At 55.2% G+C, this 14,393-nt stretch carries 16 protein-coding genes; 14 read left to right on the top strand and 2 right to left on the bottom strand.

What is annotated here, in order from left to right; translation table 11 throughout:
• Positions 1 to 6 precede the first annotated feature (6 nt).
• Complete coding sequence (locus EDC52_RS12520; protein WP_131865669.1) at positions 7 to 1,275, bottom strand: FliC/FljB family flagellin; 1,269 nt, start codon at positions 1,273 to 1,275, stop codon at positions 7 to 9.
• A gap of 308 nt (positions 1,276 to 1,583) precedes the next feature.
• Here EDC52_RS12520 and fliD point away from each other — a divergent pair, with 308 nt between their 5' ends.
• From fliD to EDC52_RS12505, 3 genes are all read left to right on the top strand, one after another.
• On the top strand, positions 1,584 to 3,017 hold the full coding sequence (gene fliD / locus EDC52_RS12515; protein ID WP_230468032.1) for a flagellar filament capping protein FliD: 1,434 nt from the start codon (positions 1,584 to 1,586) through the stop codon (positions 3,015 to 3,017).
• A gap of 106 nt (positions 3,018 to 3,123) precedes the next feature.
• On the top strand, positions 3,124 to 3,519 hold the full coding sequence (gene fliS, locus EDC52_RS12510) for a flagellar export chaperone FliS (RefSeq protein WP_131865668.1): 396 nt from the start codon (positions 3,124 to 3,126) through the stop codon (positions 3,517 to 3,519).
• Between the two features lie 14 nt (positions 3,520 to 3,533).
• A complete protein-coding gene (locus EDC52_RS12505) occupies positions 3,534 to 3,869 on the top strand; it encodes a flagellar protein FliT (protein ID WP_131865667.1) in 336 nt (111 codons plus the stop codon).
• A gap of 227 nt (positions 3,870 to 4,096) precedes the next feature.
• On the opposite strand, the gene fliE is transcribed toward EDC52_RS12505, so the two are convergent.
• Entirely contained in the window at positions 4,097 to 4,420 is a 324-nt protein-coding gene (gene fliE, locus EDC52_RS12500; protein ID WP_131865666.1) for a flagellar hook-basal body complex protein FliE, read from the bottom strand.
• A gap of 299 nt (positions 4,421 to 4,719) precedes the next feature.
• Between fliE and fliF the strand changes: the two genes are divergently transcribed.
• The 11 genes from fliF (at position 4,720) to fliP (ending at position 14,376) form a co-directional block, all read left to right on the top strand.
• The gene (gene fliF / locus EDC52_RS12495) at positions 4,720 to 6,384 is read left to right on the top strand and encodes a flagellar basal-body MS-ring/collar protein FliF (RefSeq protein WP_131865665.1); all 1,665 of its coding nucleotides are present in this window, start codon (positions 4,720 to 4,722) and stop codon (positions 6,382 to 6,384) included.
• Positions 6,381 to 7,367: a flagellar motor switch protein FliG gene (gene fliG / locus EDC52_RS12490; RefSeq protein WP_131865664.1), complete on the top strand. Its 987-nt coding sequence runs from the start codon at positions 6,381 to 6,383 to the stop codon at positions 7,365 to 7,367. The genes fliF and fliG overlap by 4 nt, the downstream gene beginning before the upstream one ends.
• Positions 7,360 to 8,067: a flagellar assembly protein FliH gene (locus EDC52_RS12485; RefSeq protein ID WP_131865663.1), complete on the top strand. Its 708-nt coding sequence runs from the start codon at positions 7,360 to 7,362 to the stop codon at positions 8,065 to 8,067. Before fliG ends, EDC52_RS12485 begins: the two co-directional genes overlap by 8 nt.
• On the top strand, positions 8,064 to 9,431 hold the full coding sequence (fliI, locus tag EDC52_RS12480) for a flagellar protein export ATPase FliI (protein ID WP_131865662.1): 1,368 nt from the start codon (positions 8,064 to 8,066) through the stop codon (positions 9,429 to 9,431). The genes EDC52_RS12485 and fliI overlap by 4 nt, the downstream gene beginning before the upstream one ends.
• Before the next feature lie 23 nt (positions 9,432 to 9,454).
• The gene (gene fliJ, locus EDC52_RS12475; RefSeq protein ID WP_131865661.1) at positions 9,455 to 9,901 is read left to right on the top strand and encodes a flagellar export protein FliJ; all 447 of its coding nucleotides are present in this window, start codon (positions 9,455 to 9,457) and stop codon (positions 9,899 to 9,901) included.
• A complete protein-coding gene (locus EDC52_RS12470; RefSeq protein WP_131865660.1) occupies positions 9,901 to 11,142 on the top strand; it encodes a flagellar hook-length control protein FliK in 1,242 nt (413 codons plus the stop codon). The genes fliJ and EDC52_RS12470 overlap by 1 nt, the downstream gene beginning before the upstream one ends.
• Before the next feature lie 156 nt (positions 11,143 to 11,298).
• Positions 11,299 to 11,769, top strand: a complete 471-nt coding sequence (fliL, locus tag EDC52_RS12465; protein WP_131865659.1) for a flagellar basal body-associated protein FliL — start codon at positions 11,299 to 11,301, stop codon at positions 11,767 to 11,769.
• Between the two features lie 6 nt (positions 11,770 to 11,775).
• A complete protein-coding gene (gene fliM / locus EDC52_RS12460) occupies positions 11,776 to 12,804 on the top strand; it encodes a flagellar motor switch protein FliM (RefSeq protein ID WP_131865658.1) in 1,029 nt (342 codons plus the stop codon).
• On the top strand, positions 12,797 to 13,201 hold the full coding sequence (gene fliN, locus EDC52_RS12455) for a flagellar motor switch protein FliN (protein WP_131865657.1): 405 nt from the start codon (positions 12,797 to 12,799) through the stop codon (positions 13,199 to 13,201). The genes fliM and fliN overlap by 8 nt, the downstream gene beginning before the upstream one ends.
• A complete protein-coding gene (gene fliO, locus EDC52_RS12450; protein ID WP_131865656.1) occupies positions 13,202 to 13,591 on the top strand; it encodes a flagellar biosynthetic protein FliO in 390 nt (129 codons plus the stop codon).
• A 23-nt stretch (positions 13,592 to 13,614) separates the two neighbouring features.
• Positions 13,615 to 14,376, top strand: a complete 762-nt coding sequence (gene fliP, locus EDC52_RS12445) for a flagellar type III secretion system pore protein FliP (protein WP_131865763.1) — start codon at positions 13,615 to 13,617, stop codon at positions 14,374 to 14,376.
• Positions 14,377 to 14,393 lie beyond the last annotated feature (17 nt).

Here is a 14,393-nt window from a genome sequence, read left to right as displayed (position 1 = left end):
AAGTGATTAACCGCGCAGCAGCTGGGTAACGTTCTGCGGGATATTGTTGGCCTGGGACAGTACGGCAGTACCGGCCTGCTGCAGGATCTGGCCACGGCTCATGTTGGAGACTTCAGTGGCGAAGTCGGCATCCAGGATACGTGAACGAGAGGCGCTCAGGTTGATAACGGTGCTGTTCAGGTTGTTGATAACCGAGGTAAAGCGGTTTTGTACCGCACCCAGACCAGAACGCAGGCCGTCTACCTGAGACAGAGCGGCGTCAATCAGTTTTAACGGATCAGCAGTGGTTTTACCGCCAACCGTCAGGGCTTTGCCTTCGGTGACTTTACCGGTAGCGTCCATAGTGGCTTCATAATAGACGCCGGCGGCATCTTTCAGCAGGTAGCTTTCTTTGCCGCCATCGGTAGCGGTAAATTTAATCAGATCCTTGCCGGTGTCGTTTGAAACGGTAGTATCGCCAATATGAACTTCGGTAACGACAGTAGTTCCAGTAGGATCAGTACCAACAGCGGTTTTAGTATCATACGTGTATTTAGTTTTATCGGTGGTATCTTGCGTTAACGCATAGAACTTATTATCGGTGCCTTTAACAAAGTGTTTACCTTGATCATCTTTATAGATGTTGCCATCGATAGGTTTATCTTCTGCACCAGTAGCGTCATTCTCCAGAGTAGGTGTACCGAAAATCGGTAATTTATCTTGATCTTTAATCGCTGTCTCAGTACCGCTGGCAGGATCAAACCCGTCAACCACGGAAAAGCCGGTCATGCCCAGCTGATCGGCATCCATCTTGTTCAGTTGGATTTCAATGGTTTCATTATCATTGGCGCCGACCTGGATGGTCAGCGTCTGGTTAGCGCTCAGAACTTTAACGCCGTTAAATTCGGTCTGCTCGGAGATACGGTCGATTTCAGCCAGACGCTGGGTGATTTCGTCCTGAATTGACACACGGTCGCTTTCTGAGTTGGTGCCGTTTTTAGCCGCAACCGTCAGACGACGGATGTTCTGCAGGTTGTCGATGACTTCGTTCAACGCGCCTTCAGTGGTCTGAGCGATAGAGATACCGTTGTTGGCATTCATCGACGCCTGAGCCAGACCGTTGATGTTGGCGGTGAAGCGGTTGGAGATCGCCTGGCCGGCGGCATCGTCTTTGGCGCTGTTGATACGCAGGCTGGAAGACAGACGCTCAATGGCGGTGCCCAGCGCAGACTGTGAACGGTTCAGGTTATTCTGAGCGGTCAGTGAAATAGAGTTGGTATTAATTACCTGGGCCATTTTTATTTCCTTTTAATTGTTAGGATTTGCAGCAGTTATTTAAATTACACATGCTTTTCTGCAGCCAAAATATTTATCGGCGGCGGCAAACAAAGCTTTAATAAAATTGTACGGCGGCCGGATAAAATGTCTTTCATTTATAGCAAGCGCGGTTTCACTGGCCAGCAAAGCGCCGCTGCAGCCCGCCGACGCGGTAACCGCCTCCTAAAAGGGCGCTCAGCGTCGGCGGTCAGAAAGGGTTAAACCTTAAGCGCCGACGGCCGATAACAGGGAGGGACACCCCCTCACCTATAAATAACAAGGATTGCATGATGGCCGGAATAGATTTTATCGGTTCAAGCTCAGGCTTACCGCTCAATGATCTGCTAAAAAATCTCAAGCAGGCGGAAATGCAGCGCCTGACGCCCTACACTAACGACAAGGCTAAAAATCAGGCCAAAATCTCCAGCTGGGGAAAAATTGCCAGCGGCCTGAACGCCCTGTCCGGCAGTGCTAAAAAGCTCGGCGAGGAAGCGTTTAACGCGCTGACCATCAGCGCCACCAAAGCCTTTACCGCCACCACCGCCACCGGCGCCCTGGCCGGCAGCCACACCATTACCGTCAATCAGCTGGCCGGTAACCACGCCATTGCCACCGAGGGCCAGCCAGATGCCGATGAGAAACTCGGCGAACAGCAGGGCGGCGAGCGTACGGTCACCATCAAGCAGGCCAACGGCAAGGAAATCAAAGTAGCGCTAAAAGACGATGAAACCTCGCTGACCAGCATTGCCAAGCAGATTAACAAACAAGGCGGGGATGTGACCGCCAGCGTGGTCAAAAGCGACGAGGGTTACCAGCTGATTGTGACCTCCAAAACCTCCGGCAGCGATGGCAAGATGTCAATAACCGTTGAGGGCGATGATGCCCTGGCTGGCGTCATCGGCACCGATAAAGGCAATACCACTGAAATCGCCGAGGCCCGGGATGCCAAGCTGGAAGTCAACGGCATTGAATATACCCGCTCCAGCAATACCGTGAACGACATTATCACCGGCGTCACCCTGAGCCTGAATCAGGTCAGCGAAGAGGGCGAGGATAAGAGTGGCCCCAAGAAAGCGGAAATATTAACCCTTAGCCCGGATAACAGCGCGGTTAAAAAATCCCTGCAGGAATTCGTCAAAAATTACAATGCCCTGTTAAAAGAAGCCGCCAGCGCTAGCAAATACGTCAAACCGGAAAAAGGCAGTGCCGCCGATGGCGAGGTGACGCAACAGAATAAAGGCAATGGGGCGCTGGTCGGCGACAGCACCCTGCGCGGCCTGGTGACCGGCCTGCGTAATGGGGTGAACGACACCTATGGCGACGGTGAAATCGCCGCCCTGGCGGATCTGGGCATCAAGATTGATATCGCCACCGGGCAGATGACGCTGGATGAGAAGAAACTCGATGGGGCGATTGAGAAAAATGGCGATGATCTGAAACAGCTGTTTGTCGGCTCCGAAGATAAACCAGGCCTGGCCGAGGCTATCGGCAAGGTGATTTCACCGCTGGTAGACGGCGAAGATAAAGACGCCAAAGGCCAGCTGGCCGATATCAAGAAAGACCTGGAGGCCCGCAACAAGACGCTGGATGATGCCATTGAAAAAATGCAGCGCCAGATCGACACCCGGATGGACGGCCAGCGCAAGCAGTTTGTCGAGCTGGACAAGATGATAAGTCAGTTGAATAACACCAGTAATTCCCTGGTGTCACTGCTGAAGTAATAACTGACGCCAAACGTTTAAGAGACGGTAAACCGCCGGTTTTGACCTGATGGCATAACAGGGTGGTTTACCGATTTAACCGACTTATTTTACCAAGGACGCACGTATGTACCCCCACCAGGGTTCGCAGGCCTATCGCCAGGTTGGATTGGAAAGCAGCGCCATGGGTGCCGACCCGCATAAATTAATTATGCTGCTGTTTGAAGGCGCGCACAGCGCCATGCTCAGAGCCAAGATCTTTATGGCCAACGGCGATATTCCCGCCCGCGGCGCCGAGATAACCAAAGCGATTAATATTATACAGCAAGGATTAAGAGCGGCCCTTGATCATCAGCAGGGCGGTGAATTATCACACAACCTGGAACGGCTGTATGACTATATGACCCGCACGCTGCTGCAGGCCAATCTGCAGCAGGATATCGACGCCATTACCCATGTGGATACGCTGATGATGAACATCTATGATGCCTGGAAACAGATTTCACCTTCACCTAAAGCTTAAGCAAGGAATAACCCATGACAACATTAACCGAACTGCAGCAATACTATATTACGCCGCTGAAACTCAGTGATGAAATGCTGGCTTGCGCGCGCCAGCAGCAATGGGATGGGTTAATTGCATTATATAATCAATATATCCCTTTACTGCAAAAGGCCATGGACCTGACGCTGGAAGTCTCGGCCCAGACTGATGAGGTGGCGGATATTATGCAAAATCTGCTGACCAATGAACGTCTGATCAGGGAATTATCAAAAGGTCGGCTGGAAGAATTAACCGATAACATGGCGCAGTTAAATGAAACGCAAACCGGTAATCAGGCCTATAGGGCGCAATCCCGGCAATCACATTGATAGCAGCCTTATGACGTCAGGATACCCGGTCCTGACGCTTACTGCGCACTGCTGAATATAATTACGATTATAGCGCCAGCGCGTTAGCCGCGGCCCAGAACAATTCGACGTAGAGAGTGGGGTAAGGAAGGATTGATGGGGTAGCTCACCGCCGCCCGGCGTCTTGCCTGGCTAAGGTCAACCGGCTGGCGCCGGCCGCGACCGCTGACCGTCGTATAAAGCGCCGGTTATACCTGCATATTCATTATTTCCTGATAGGCACCGACCAGCTTATTACGCACCTGTACCCCTAAATTCAGTGCCAGCGACGATTTCTGAATATCGACCATGACATCATTCATGCCGATACCGGGCACGCCTAATTCAAATTGCTCAGCCTGATGACGGGCGGTCACCTGCACATGATTTATTTTTTTAATGCTGTTTTTAATTTCGCTGGCAAAACCGAGGTTCATGCCGGACTGCACCGCCCGGTCAGTGGAGATATTCCCCGCCTGCTGAGCAACCGCCTGCATTTGTTGCAGCACATTATTAATAGCCTGAACTGACATAGTTCCCTCTTTAACGTTATTACCTTATAAACAGCGATATTAACGTATGGCATGGTGAAATAAATGATGAGCATTGAACGACACACTATCACAGCTGTTGAGCGCCAAAGCGCCTAATTGGCGCTAAAAAAGTCGGCTTTTTCATCCATCAAACCGGGTGATAAACGACAATACTGATCGCCCGAAATTCTTTCGGTAACGCGCGATAGGTCTTAAATAGAGTTTATCGCTTTGCGAGGGTCTGTTTTGCAGTATAGCAGCTTAATGATTTATTTAATTTCATCTGCCAGGAATCCAGCATGAATGCTTCATCCACGGCTATCGGCGCAAAACAGGTAAAAAGCCTGAGCGCTTTGCTAGAACGTTTTCGCGCCGAGCCTAATATAATATTGCTCGTTGCCGCCGCCGCCGCCATCGCGGTAGTGGTAGCTTTATTACTCTGGGCCAAAGCACCGGAATATCGGGTGCTGTACAGTAATATCAGCGATCAGGACGGCGGTTCGGTGGTTAACGTTTTGGAACAGATGAAGGTTCCCTATCGTTTTGCCGATAATAGCAGCGCTATTATGATTCCTGCGGATAAAGTCTATGAGACGCGGCTGAAGCTGGCTCAGCAGGGGTTGCCTAAAGCGGGATCGGTCGGCTTTGAACTGCTGGATAAAGAAAAATTCGGCATCAGCCAGTTCAGCGAGCAGATAAACTATCAGCGGGCGCTGGAAGGTGAAATGGCCCGCACGATCGAAACGCTGGGCCCGATTGAGTCGGCGCGCATCCATCTGGCCATTCCCAAGCCCTCGTTGTTTGTGCGCGAGCAAAAGCAGCCGACCGCTTCAGTCACGCTGAACATGCAATCCGGCCGCAGCCTGAGCGAAGGGCAAATCAGCGCCATCACCTATATGGTCTCCAGCGCGGTCCCTGACTTGCCGGTGGACAACGTCACCGTTATCGATCAGCGCGGACGGCTATTGACCCAGCCCGGCAATGACGGGCTGTCGCTGAATGCGACCCAGCTTAAATACACCAGCGAAGTGGAAGCCGACTATGAACGTCGGATAACCTCCATTCTGGCGCCGATTATCGGTCAGTCGAATGTTCACGCCCAGGTCACCGCCCAGCTTAATTATGCCTCGGTTGAGCAGACCGCTGAAGAATACCAGCCCAACAGCAAGCCGGAGAGCATGGCGATCCGCAGCCGTCAATCCAGCACCAGTGAACAAGGCGGCGGTCTGCTGGTCGGCGGCGTTCCCGGCGCGTTAAGCAATCAGCCTACGCCGGCGGCCACCGCACCGATTAAAACCGACCCGGCGGCCGATGCCAAGGGCAAAACCAACGCCGTTTCGCCGTTTAACAACCGCAACGATGAAACCACCAATTTCGAAGTCGACCGCAAAACCACCCATACCCGGCACAGTGCCGGCAGCATACAGCGGCTGTCCGCAGCGGTAGTGGTCAATTTCAAGTCAGATGAAGAAGGCCTGCCGGTTGAGCTGACCCCAGCAGAGATGGCCAATATTACCGCGCTCATCCGCGAGGCGATGGGCTATAGCGAAGCGCGTGGCGATAGCCTGAACGTGGTTAACTCTCACTTCGTGCCGGATGAAGATGCCAACATCAGGCTGCCATTCTGGCAACAGCCGGCATTCTTTGATCTGCTGATAAACGCTGCCCGTTACCTGGGGGTATTGCTGGTGGCCTGGCTTATCTGGCGCAAAGCACTGCGTCCGATGTGGCTTAAGCAGCAGCAACTGATGCGTGAGCGACTGATATTTGAAGAAAGCGCCAAAAAACCCAAAGCCAAAGAGGCCTCGGTCTCCAACACTGAGCGTGACGAAGCGCTGAAAGCCGAACTGCACCGCACCACCGAGAACGATAGCGAGCATCTGCGTGAAGTCGCCGATCAGGATCCACGCATCATTGCCTTGGTTATCCGTCGGTGGATCAATGCCGAGAAGGAGTCAGCATGAATGCTAACCAAAAAAGCGCCCTGTTAATGTTAACGCTGGGCGAAAATCGCGCCGCTGAGGTTTTCAAGCACCTGAATTCGATCGAAGTGGCGCTTATCAGTACCGCCATGTCCGAAATGAACCACTTCTCCCATGCCCAGTTGGCTGAAGTGCTTGAAGAGTTTCGTCTGGAGGCGGAGAAATTCATCCTGCTGGATGTCAACACCAATGACTACCTGAGAGCGGTATTGATCAAAGCGCTGGGCGAAGAACGCGCCAATAGCCTGCTGGACGATCTGCTGGATAATCAGGATAAGGGCAGCGGCATTGAAGCGTTCAATTTCCTCGAGCCTCAATCGGCAGCCGACCTTATCCGCGAAGAGCATCCGCAGATTATCGCCACCATTCTGGTCCATCTTAAACGGAGCCAGGCGGTGGAAATTCTTGCCCGCTTCGATGAACGCACCCGCAACGATATCATGCTGCGTATCGCCACCTTCGGCGGCATTCAGCCGGTGGCACTGCAGGAACTGACCGAAGTGCTTAACAATCTGCTGCACGGTCAGAGCCTCAAACGCAGCAAAATGGGCGGTGTGCGTCCGGCGGCGGAAATTCTTAATCTGATGAAAGCTAATCAGGAAGAATCGGTTATCAGCATGATGCGCGAGTTTGACAAAGAACTGGCGCAGAAAATCATTGATGAAATGTTCCTGTTCGAAAATCTGGTCGACGTGGATGACCGCAGTATCCAGCGTATCCTGCAGGAAATTGAAATCGACTCGCTGGTGGTGGCGCTTAAGGGCTGCGATCAACTGCTGTGCAATAAATTCCTCAAGAATATGTCCCAGCGTCAGGCAGAGGTGCTGCGCGAAGACCTGAACCTCAGCACGCCGATCAGAATGTCACGGGTGGAAGCCGAACAGAAAAATATCCTGTCAGTGGTGCGTCGTCTGGCGGAGTCCGACGAAATAGCCATCGGTAACGGCGAGGATTCTTATGTCTGATTTGAGCCGGCAACCGCAATGGCAACCCTGGCAGCCCAGTGATCTGGGCTCGGCTTTCACCAAACTGGAAGCCGAGATGATACCGCCGCTGCAGCCTGCTACCCTCAGTGATGAGGACTGGCAGGCCGAGCTGCTGCGCCTGCGCCAGCAGGCCGAAACCAACGGCTTTAACGACGGGCTGGAGGCCGGCCGGCTCAAAGGGGAACAGCATGGCTATACTGCCGGGTTCCAACAGGGCGAAACCGCCGGTATCGAGCAAGGCCGGCAGGAAGGCTGCCGCCAGCAGCAGGCGGTGACCGACCGCCTGACCGCGATGCTGCATGAGCTGAAAATCACCGTCGACGCCCTGGACCAGATCATCCCGGCGCGCTTGATGCAGGTCGCCTTGACGGCGGCCCATCGGATTATTGGCCAGGCGCCGATGGTGGATGGTCATGCCCTGCTAAAGCACATTCAACAATTGCTGCATGAAGAAAAGCTGTTCTCCAGCCAGCCCACCTTATGGGTGCATCCCGATGACTTGCCGCTACTGCAGCAACAACTGGCGGCAGCGCTGGACAATCAGGGCTGGCAACTGCTGGCCGATGGCCGCATCCAGCGCGGCGGATGTCGCATCACCACCGATGAAGGTGAGCTGGATGCGACGCTTGAGACGCGCTGGCAGCAGCTATGCAACCTCTACACCGGTGAACACGCATGACGGCAAGACTGGAACGCTGGCTGAATAACCTCAGCGCCAAGGAGCAGCGCATCGCCACGGTGCCGCCGCTGCGGCGCTATGGCCGCCTGACCCGCGCCACCGGTCTGGTCATGGAAGCCACCGGCCTGCAGTTGCCGATAGGTTCCACCTGTATCATCGAGCGGGCCACTGGCCAGGCAGTTGAGCAGATCGAAAGCGAAGTGGTTGGCTTTAACGGCCAGGTGCTGTTTTTGATGCCCCTGGAGCAGGTCGATGGCGTGCTGCCCGGTGCGCGGGTCTACAGCGCCGGCCTGGCAGACGGCCAGTCGACCGGCAAACAACTGCCGCTCGGTCCAGCGCTGCTTGGCCGAGTGCTGGATGCCGCCGCCCGTCCGCTGGATGGCCTGCCGCCGCCGGAAACCGGCTTTCGCGCCCCGCTGTCGGCCGCTCCGCTTAACCCGCTGCAGCGCAGTCCGATCAACTCGGTACTCGACGTCGGCGTAAGGGCGATCAATAGCCTGCTGACCGTCGGTCGCGGCCAGCGAATGGGGCTGTTTGCCGGCTCCGGCGTCGGCAAAAGTATGCTGCTCGGCATGATGGCACGTTATACCCAAGCCGATGTGATTGTGGTCGGCCTGATTGGCGAACGCGGCCGCGAGGTAAAGGATTTTATCGATAATATCCTCGGCGAACAGGGCCGGGCGCGGGCGGTGGTGATTGCCGCGCCGGCGGACGTATCGCCGATGCTGCGGATGCAGGGTGCCGCCTACGCCACCCGCATCGCTGAAGATTTCCGCGACAGCGGCCAGGATGTGCTGCTGATTATGGACTCACTGACCCGCTATGCGATGGCCCAGCGTGAAATTGCCTTGGCTATCGGCGAACCCCCGGCGACCAAGGGCTACCCGCCTTCGGTGTTTGCCAAACTGCCGGCGCTGGTCGAGCGGGCCGGCAATGGCTGCCAGGGAGGCGGTTCCATCACCGCCTTTTATACCGTGCTCACTGAGGGTGACGATCAGCAGGACCCGATCGCCGACTCGGCCCGCGCCATCCTGGACGGGCATATTGTGCTGTCACGCCGTCTGGCTGAGTCCGGTCACTACCCGGCCATTGATATCGAGGCGTCCATCAGTCGGGCCATGACCTCGCTGATTGATAAGCCGCATTACCAGCAAGTCCAGCTATTCAAACAATTGCTGTCCAGTTACCAACGCAACCGGGATCTGATAAGCGTCGGCGCCTACGCCGCCGGCAGTGATCCGCTGCTGGATAAGGCCATCGCGCTGTATCCGCAGTTAGAGCAGTTTTTACAGCAGGACCATAATGTCCGTAGCAGCTATGACGATGCCTGTCAGCAGCTGTCTACCCTGTTTTCTTCGTCGTAATACCAACAGAAGGAATTTTGTCGATGGTTAGCGCTTCCCCGATGAATACCCTGCGTGAACTGGCTGAACGGGCCCTTGAAGAGGCAATTATGCAGCTTGGCGCCTGCCGGGTCGCCCATAACCAGGCCGTAGAGCAGCTCAATCAACTGATGAATTACGAACAGGAATACCGGCAGCAGCTGCAGCAGGACATGACCGATATCGGTATTCAGGCGGATAAATGGATCAACTACCAGAATTTTATCGGATCGCTTTACAAAGTGGTGACCTTTCACCGCCAGCAAGTGTCGGTATGTCACGCCCGGATGCAGAACGCCATGGTCCACCTGCATCTAAAAAAACAGCGGCTCAGCGCGTTTGAAAGCTTGAAACAGCGTGCAGACACCGCCAAGCAGTTGGTTGAAAACCGGCTTGACCAGAAAAAAATGGATGAATTTGCGCAGCGCGCGACGGCAAAAAGGGAAAGTTGATGATCCTCAATACCAGCAATACCATTGCACCTTCGGCCAACGGCACACGCATTGCGGCCAATAATGACACTGATAACAATGATTTCAAGCAGATCCTGCAGCAGCAGTCTGCCGGGGTTGCCGACAGGTTTACCCCGCCGGAGCCGTCAGCCAGTGCGGATGAAAACCGCCCTGAGCAAGCTATCGATGCACTTAAAGATGCTGTCGCGGCCAAGGATCGGGCCAAGCTGAAGGAGGCGATCGCCGCTTTACTGCAGAACGGTACCCAGGATGACGGTACCCCGCTTGCGGCTGACCAGATTGCCTATCTGGAACAACTGTTGGCGCAACTGGTCAGTATGCCGGCCGATGACAGTCAGGCTCAGCTGCAGCCTACGGTCGACCGGCAACTGGCGCCATCGCCCAGCGACCCTGCGGGTCGGTCGGCCGATGCGCTTTTCACCGCCTTCGACACCGCCCTGCTGCGCAGCCGCGAAGTGGGTGAAAATGGCGGCCTGCCGGCGATGCCGCTCTCAGGGGTGGGTAACTCTTCGCCTGCCGATAAAGACGGTACCACATCACGCCAGGCAAAAAGGGTCAACGGGTCCGCCAACACCAAGGCGCCGCGTGAATATCCCCTTAAGCCGCTGATGACCGCCAAGGGCGCTCGACAGACGCCGCCGGCGGAACAGATTACCCCAGCGCCTTCCGCCAGTGGCCAGCCTGTCGCCCAGAGCGCGCCTGCGGTGATGGCCAGCCCTGCCCCGGCCTCGGTGTCAACCGCCGCACCCGCAGCGGCCGCCAATCCTCATGCGCCGCTATTGCAGCAGCCGCTGGGCACGCCGGCCTGGCAGCAAGCCTTAAGCCAGCAGTTGAGTCTGTTTCTTAGCAAAGGGACTTATCATGCCGAGCTCAAGCTGAATCCGCGTGATTTAGGCGCACTGCAAATCAGCATGAAACTGAATAACGACCAGTTGCAACTGCATGTGATGTCAGAAAATCAGCAGGTGCGGGCGGCGGTCGAAGCCTCCATGCCTTACCTGCGCACGTCTCTGGCGGAAAGCGGTATGACCCTGAGCCAGAGCAGCGTTGGCCCCGAGACCACTTCGCAGCAGCGGCAGGCCGACAGCGAAAATGCCGGCCGGCATTCGCGACAACAGCAGCCTGAGAATACCGACAACGCATTAGCGATTGATGAACCGTCCGCCAGGGCGCTGGATCAGATGATTGCCCGCGACGGCCGCGTTGATATCTACGCCTGACAGGAAATGATTGCCCGAGGTGGCCGGTTTTCATCTGGGTGTTTAGGCCATTGATTTGAAAAAATACCGGGATAATCCCGGGTCTTCTTACGTTGACCGGGTGCGGCCCTCGCGGGTGGCGCAGCCAGATATCTGATTAATGATGGGTAACGACCTATGTCTCAAAAAATGAATGTCACCGTTGTGATTATACTGAGCCTGATTGCCCTGGTGACCAGCGGCATGGCCGCCTTTACCTGGATGGATCTGAAAAAAGCCAGGCAGCAAGCCCACGGCGAACTGGTGCCAGCGGCTCTGGCAGCCCATGCGCAGCCGCTGTTCATGCCACTCGAAGCCTTCACCGTCAGTCTACAACCCGATGAGCATGAAAACGACCGGGTGCTGTATGTTGGTCTGACGCTGCGCTTACAGGATGAAAAATCCCGCGAGTTGGTGGAAGCCTTTCTGCCTGAGTTCCGCAGCCGTTTATTGATGCTGTTCTCAACGCATACCGCCGCCAGTCTGGCAACCAGTGAAGGTAAGGCGCTACTGGTTGAACAGATTAAACAGGTCCTGAGTAAACAGGTCATCGACGGTCATTCGCCAGTAGTGACCAATGTGCTTTTCAACGCGTTTATTCTTCGGTAACTGCCCATGCCTGAAAGCATTCTCTCCCAGGACGATATTGATAAGTTGATGTCCAGCGATGCCGATATTCCAGAGCGTATCGCCAAAGACTTCGCCCACAGCAAAAGTATCGCCGATGATGCCCTGATCAAGCCTTATGATCCGACCATTCAACGACGAGGAGTGCGCGGACGACTACAGGCGCTGGAAATCATCAATGAACGCTTTGCCCGTCTGTTCCGTATAGGCTTATTCAATTTATTGCGCCGCAGTCCGGATATTACCGTCGGCAGGATCAATATTCAGCCCTACCATGAATTTGCCCATAACCTGCTGGTGCCGAGCAATCTGAACCTGATTCATATGAAGCCGCTGCGCGGAACGGCGCTGCTGGTGTTCTCATCCAATCTGGTTTTTATGGCCATTGATAATCTGTTTGGCGGCGATGGGCGCTTCCCGACCAAAGTCGAAGGCCGTGAATTTACCCCGACCGAACAGCGCGTCATCAGGCGGATGCTTAAGCTGGCGCTGGATGCCTACAGCGAGGCCTGGAGCGCAATCTTTAAGCTGGACATCGAATATGTCCGCGCCGAAAGCCAGGTAAAATTCACCAATATCACCACGTCCCCCAACGACATCGTGGTCGCCACGCCCTTTATGGTGGAAATTGGGGCGCTGAAAGGGGAATTCTCAATCTGTATCCCTTTCAGCATGATTGAGCCGTTACGTGAACTGTTAACCAATCCGCTGCTTGAGCATTCGCAGCAGGAGGAGCAGACCTGGCACGATAACCTGGCAACCCAGGTACAGCATTCCGAGCTGGAGCTGATTGCCCATTTTGCCGATATTCCCGCCCGTCTGTCGCGGGTAATGAAACTGCAGCAAGGGGACATCATCCCCATCGACAAGCCTGAGCGGATTATCGCTAACGTCGATAATGTACCGGTATTAACCGGCAGCTACGGCAGCCTTAACGGTCAATATGCGCTGCGCGTAGACCACCTGATCAACCCCGCTACCAATGCATTGAATAATAAGGAAAAACACCATGAGTGACACCAATCAGTCATCCGGTGCCGATAAAGACAGTACCGTCAGCCAGGGGGCGCCAATGGAGGATTTGGCCGTGCCGGTCCAGGGTGATGCGGTGTTCCAGGCCATGAGCAACGCACCGCAAACCGCCAACTCACCTGAAGATCTTGACCTGATCCTCGATATACCGGTCAAAATGACGGTAGAACTGGGTCGTACCCGTATGACCATTAAAGAACTGCTGCAGTTAAGCCAGGGATCGGTGGTGGCACTGGATGGCCTGGCGGGAGAACCGCTGGATATTCTGATCAACGGCTATTTGATTGCCCAGGGCGAAGTGGTGGTGGTGTCGGATAAATTCGGTGTGCGGATAACCGATATTATTACCCCCTCTGAACGTATGCGACGGCTGAGCCGCTAAATGAAAGCCGATACGACCGCGATAACCCAACTACCTGAAACCAGCCCGGGGTCATTGCTGATAAACGTCGGCAGCGCCCTGAGCCTGGTGATGGTGCTGGTTCTGGCGCTGGCCTGGCTGGCTAAACGCTTTGGCCTGCCGGGGCGGACGGGCCGCGGTGCGTCAATGCTGTCGGTCAAAGCCAGCTGTTCGGTGGGTTCCCGTGAACGGGTGGTGGTGATTGAGGCCGGCGGCGAGTGGCTGGTGCTTGGCGTTACCGCCAGCCATATCAGCCATCTGCATACCCTGGATGCCCCTCTGCTTGCGGCCAATCATCAGGATAAGCCCAGCGCGACGCCCTTTACCTCGCTGTTGGCCAGGGCCTGTAGCAAAAAACGGCCACCGGAATAACTCTCATGACTGCCTTATCCTGTATGTCACCACGCCACTGGCCTATTACCGTCCGGCTGATGCTGTTGCTGGCCGGGCTGATTCTGCCGGCTTCCCAGAGCTATGCCGCCGGCGCTGGCATGTTGCAGAGCCATCCATTACCGGATGGCGGCGAAAGCTGGTCGCTGCCGGTGCAGACGCTGATCCTGCTGACCTCGCTGACCTTTTTGCCGGCGGTATTGCTGATGATGACCGGCTTTACCCGCATCATCATCGTGCTGGGCATGCTGCGTAATGCGCTGGGTACGCCATCGGCACCGCCCAACCAGGTGCTGCTCGGCCTGGCGCTGTTTCTGACTTTTTTCGTGATGTCGCCGGTGCTGGATAAAATTTATCAAGAGGCCTACCTGCCGTTCTCGGAAGAGAAAATCAGCATGGAGACCGCCATTGAGCGCGCCGCTCAACCGATGCGCACCTTTATGCTGGCCCAGACGCGGGAAACCGATTTAGCGTTGTATGCCCGGATGGCTAAAGCCGGTGATATTGAAGGTCCGGAAGCGGTGCCGATGCGCATTTTATTGCCGGCTTTTGTCACCAGTGAATTAAAAACCGCCTTCCAGATTGGCTTCACCATTTTTATTCCCTTTCTGATTATAGATTTAGTGATTGCCAGCGTATTGATGGCGCTGGGGATGATGATGGTGCCGCCTACCGGCATTTCGCTGCCGTTCAAGCTGATGCTGTTTGTATTGGTCGATGGCTGGCAACTGCTGCTGGGCTCGCTGGCCCAAAGCTTCTTTACTTAACTGCCGGGAATAATGCG

This window comes from Biostraticola tofi, assembly GCF_004343195.1.
GTDB classification, from domain to species: Bacteria; Pseudomonadota; Gammaproteobacteria; order Enterobacterales; family Enterobacteriaceae; genus Biostraticola; species Biostraticola tofi.
Note: the sequence above shows the minus strand (reverse complement) of the source record. Positions and strands in the feature narration are given on the sequence as shown.

Excerpts from the sequence above, each read along its gene's own strand:
- fliM (WP_131865658.1), top strand. The coding sequence starts at position 11,776 with ATGCCTGAAAGCATTCTCTCCCAGGACGATATTGATAAGTTGATGTCC.
- EDC52_RS12485 (WP_131865663.1), top strand. The coding sequence starts at position 7,360 with ATGTCTGATTTGAGCCGGCAACCGCAATGGCAACCCTGGCAGCCCAGT.
- fliN (WP_131865657.1), top strand. The coding sequence starts at position 12,797 with ATGAGTGACACCAATCAGTCATCCGGTGCCGATAAAGACAGTACCGTC.
- fliD (WP_230468032.1), top strand. The coding sequence starts at position 1,584 with ATGATGGCCGGAATAGATTTTATCGGTTCAAGCTCAGGCTTACCGCTC.
- fliS (WP_131865668.1), top strand. The coding sequence starts at position 3,124 with ATGTACCCCCACCAGGGTTCGCAGGCCTATCGCCAGGTTGGATTGGAA.
- fliJ (WP_131865661.1), top strand. The coding sequence starts at position 9,455 with ATGGTTAGCGCTTCCCCGATGAATACCCTGCGTGAACTGGCTGAACGG.
- fliP (WP_131865763.1), top strand. The coding sequence starts at position 13,615 with ATGTCACCACGCCACTGGCCTATTACCGTCCGGCTGATGCTGTTGCTG.
- fliO (WP_131865656.1), top strand. The coding sequence starts at position 13,202 with ATGAAAGCCGATACGACCGCGATAACCCAACTACCTGAAACCAGCCCG.
- fliF (WP_131865665.1), top strand. The coding sequence starts at position 4,720 with ATGAATGCTTCATCCACGGCTATCGGCGCAAAACAGGTAAAAAGCCTG.
- fliE (WP_131865666.1), bottom strand. The coding sequence starts at position 4,420 with ATGTCAGTTCAGGCTATTAATAATGTGCTGCAACAAATGCAGGCGGTT.
- fliG (WP_131865664.1), top strand. The coding sequence starts at position 6,381 with ATGAATGCTAACCAAAAAAGCGCCCTGTTAATGTTAACGCTGGGCGAA.
- EDC52_RS12520 (WP_131865669.1), bottom strand. The coding sequence starts at position 1,275 with ATGGCCCAGGTAATTAATACCAACTCTATTTCACTGACCGCTCAGAAT.
- EDC52_RS12505 (WP_131865667.1), top strand. The coding sequence starts at position 3,534 with ATGACAACATTAACCGAACTGCAGCAATACTATATTACGCCGCTGAAA.
- fliI (WP_131865662.1), top strand. The coding sequence starts at position 8,064 with ATGACGGCAAGACTGGAACGCTGGCTGAATAACCTCAGCGCCAAGGAG.
- EDC52_RS12470 (WP_131865660.1), top strand. The coding sequence starts at position 9,901 with ATGATCCTCAATACCAGCAATACCATTGCACCTTCGGCCAACGGCACA.
- fliL (WP_131865659.1), top strand. The coding sequence starts at position 11,299 with ATGTCTCAAAAAATGAATGTCACCGTTGTGATTATACTGAGCCTGATT.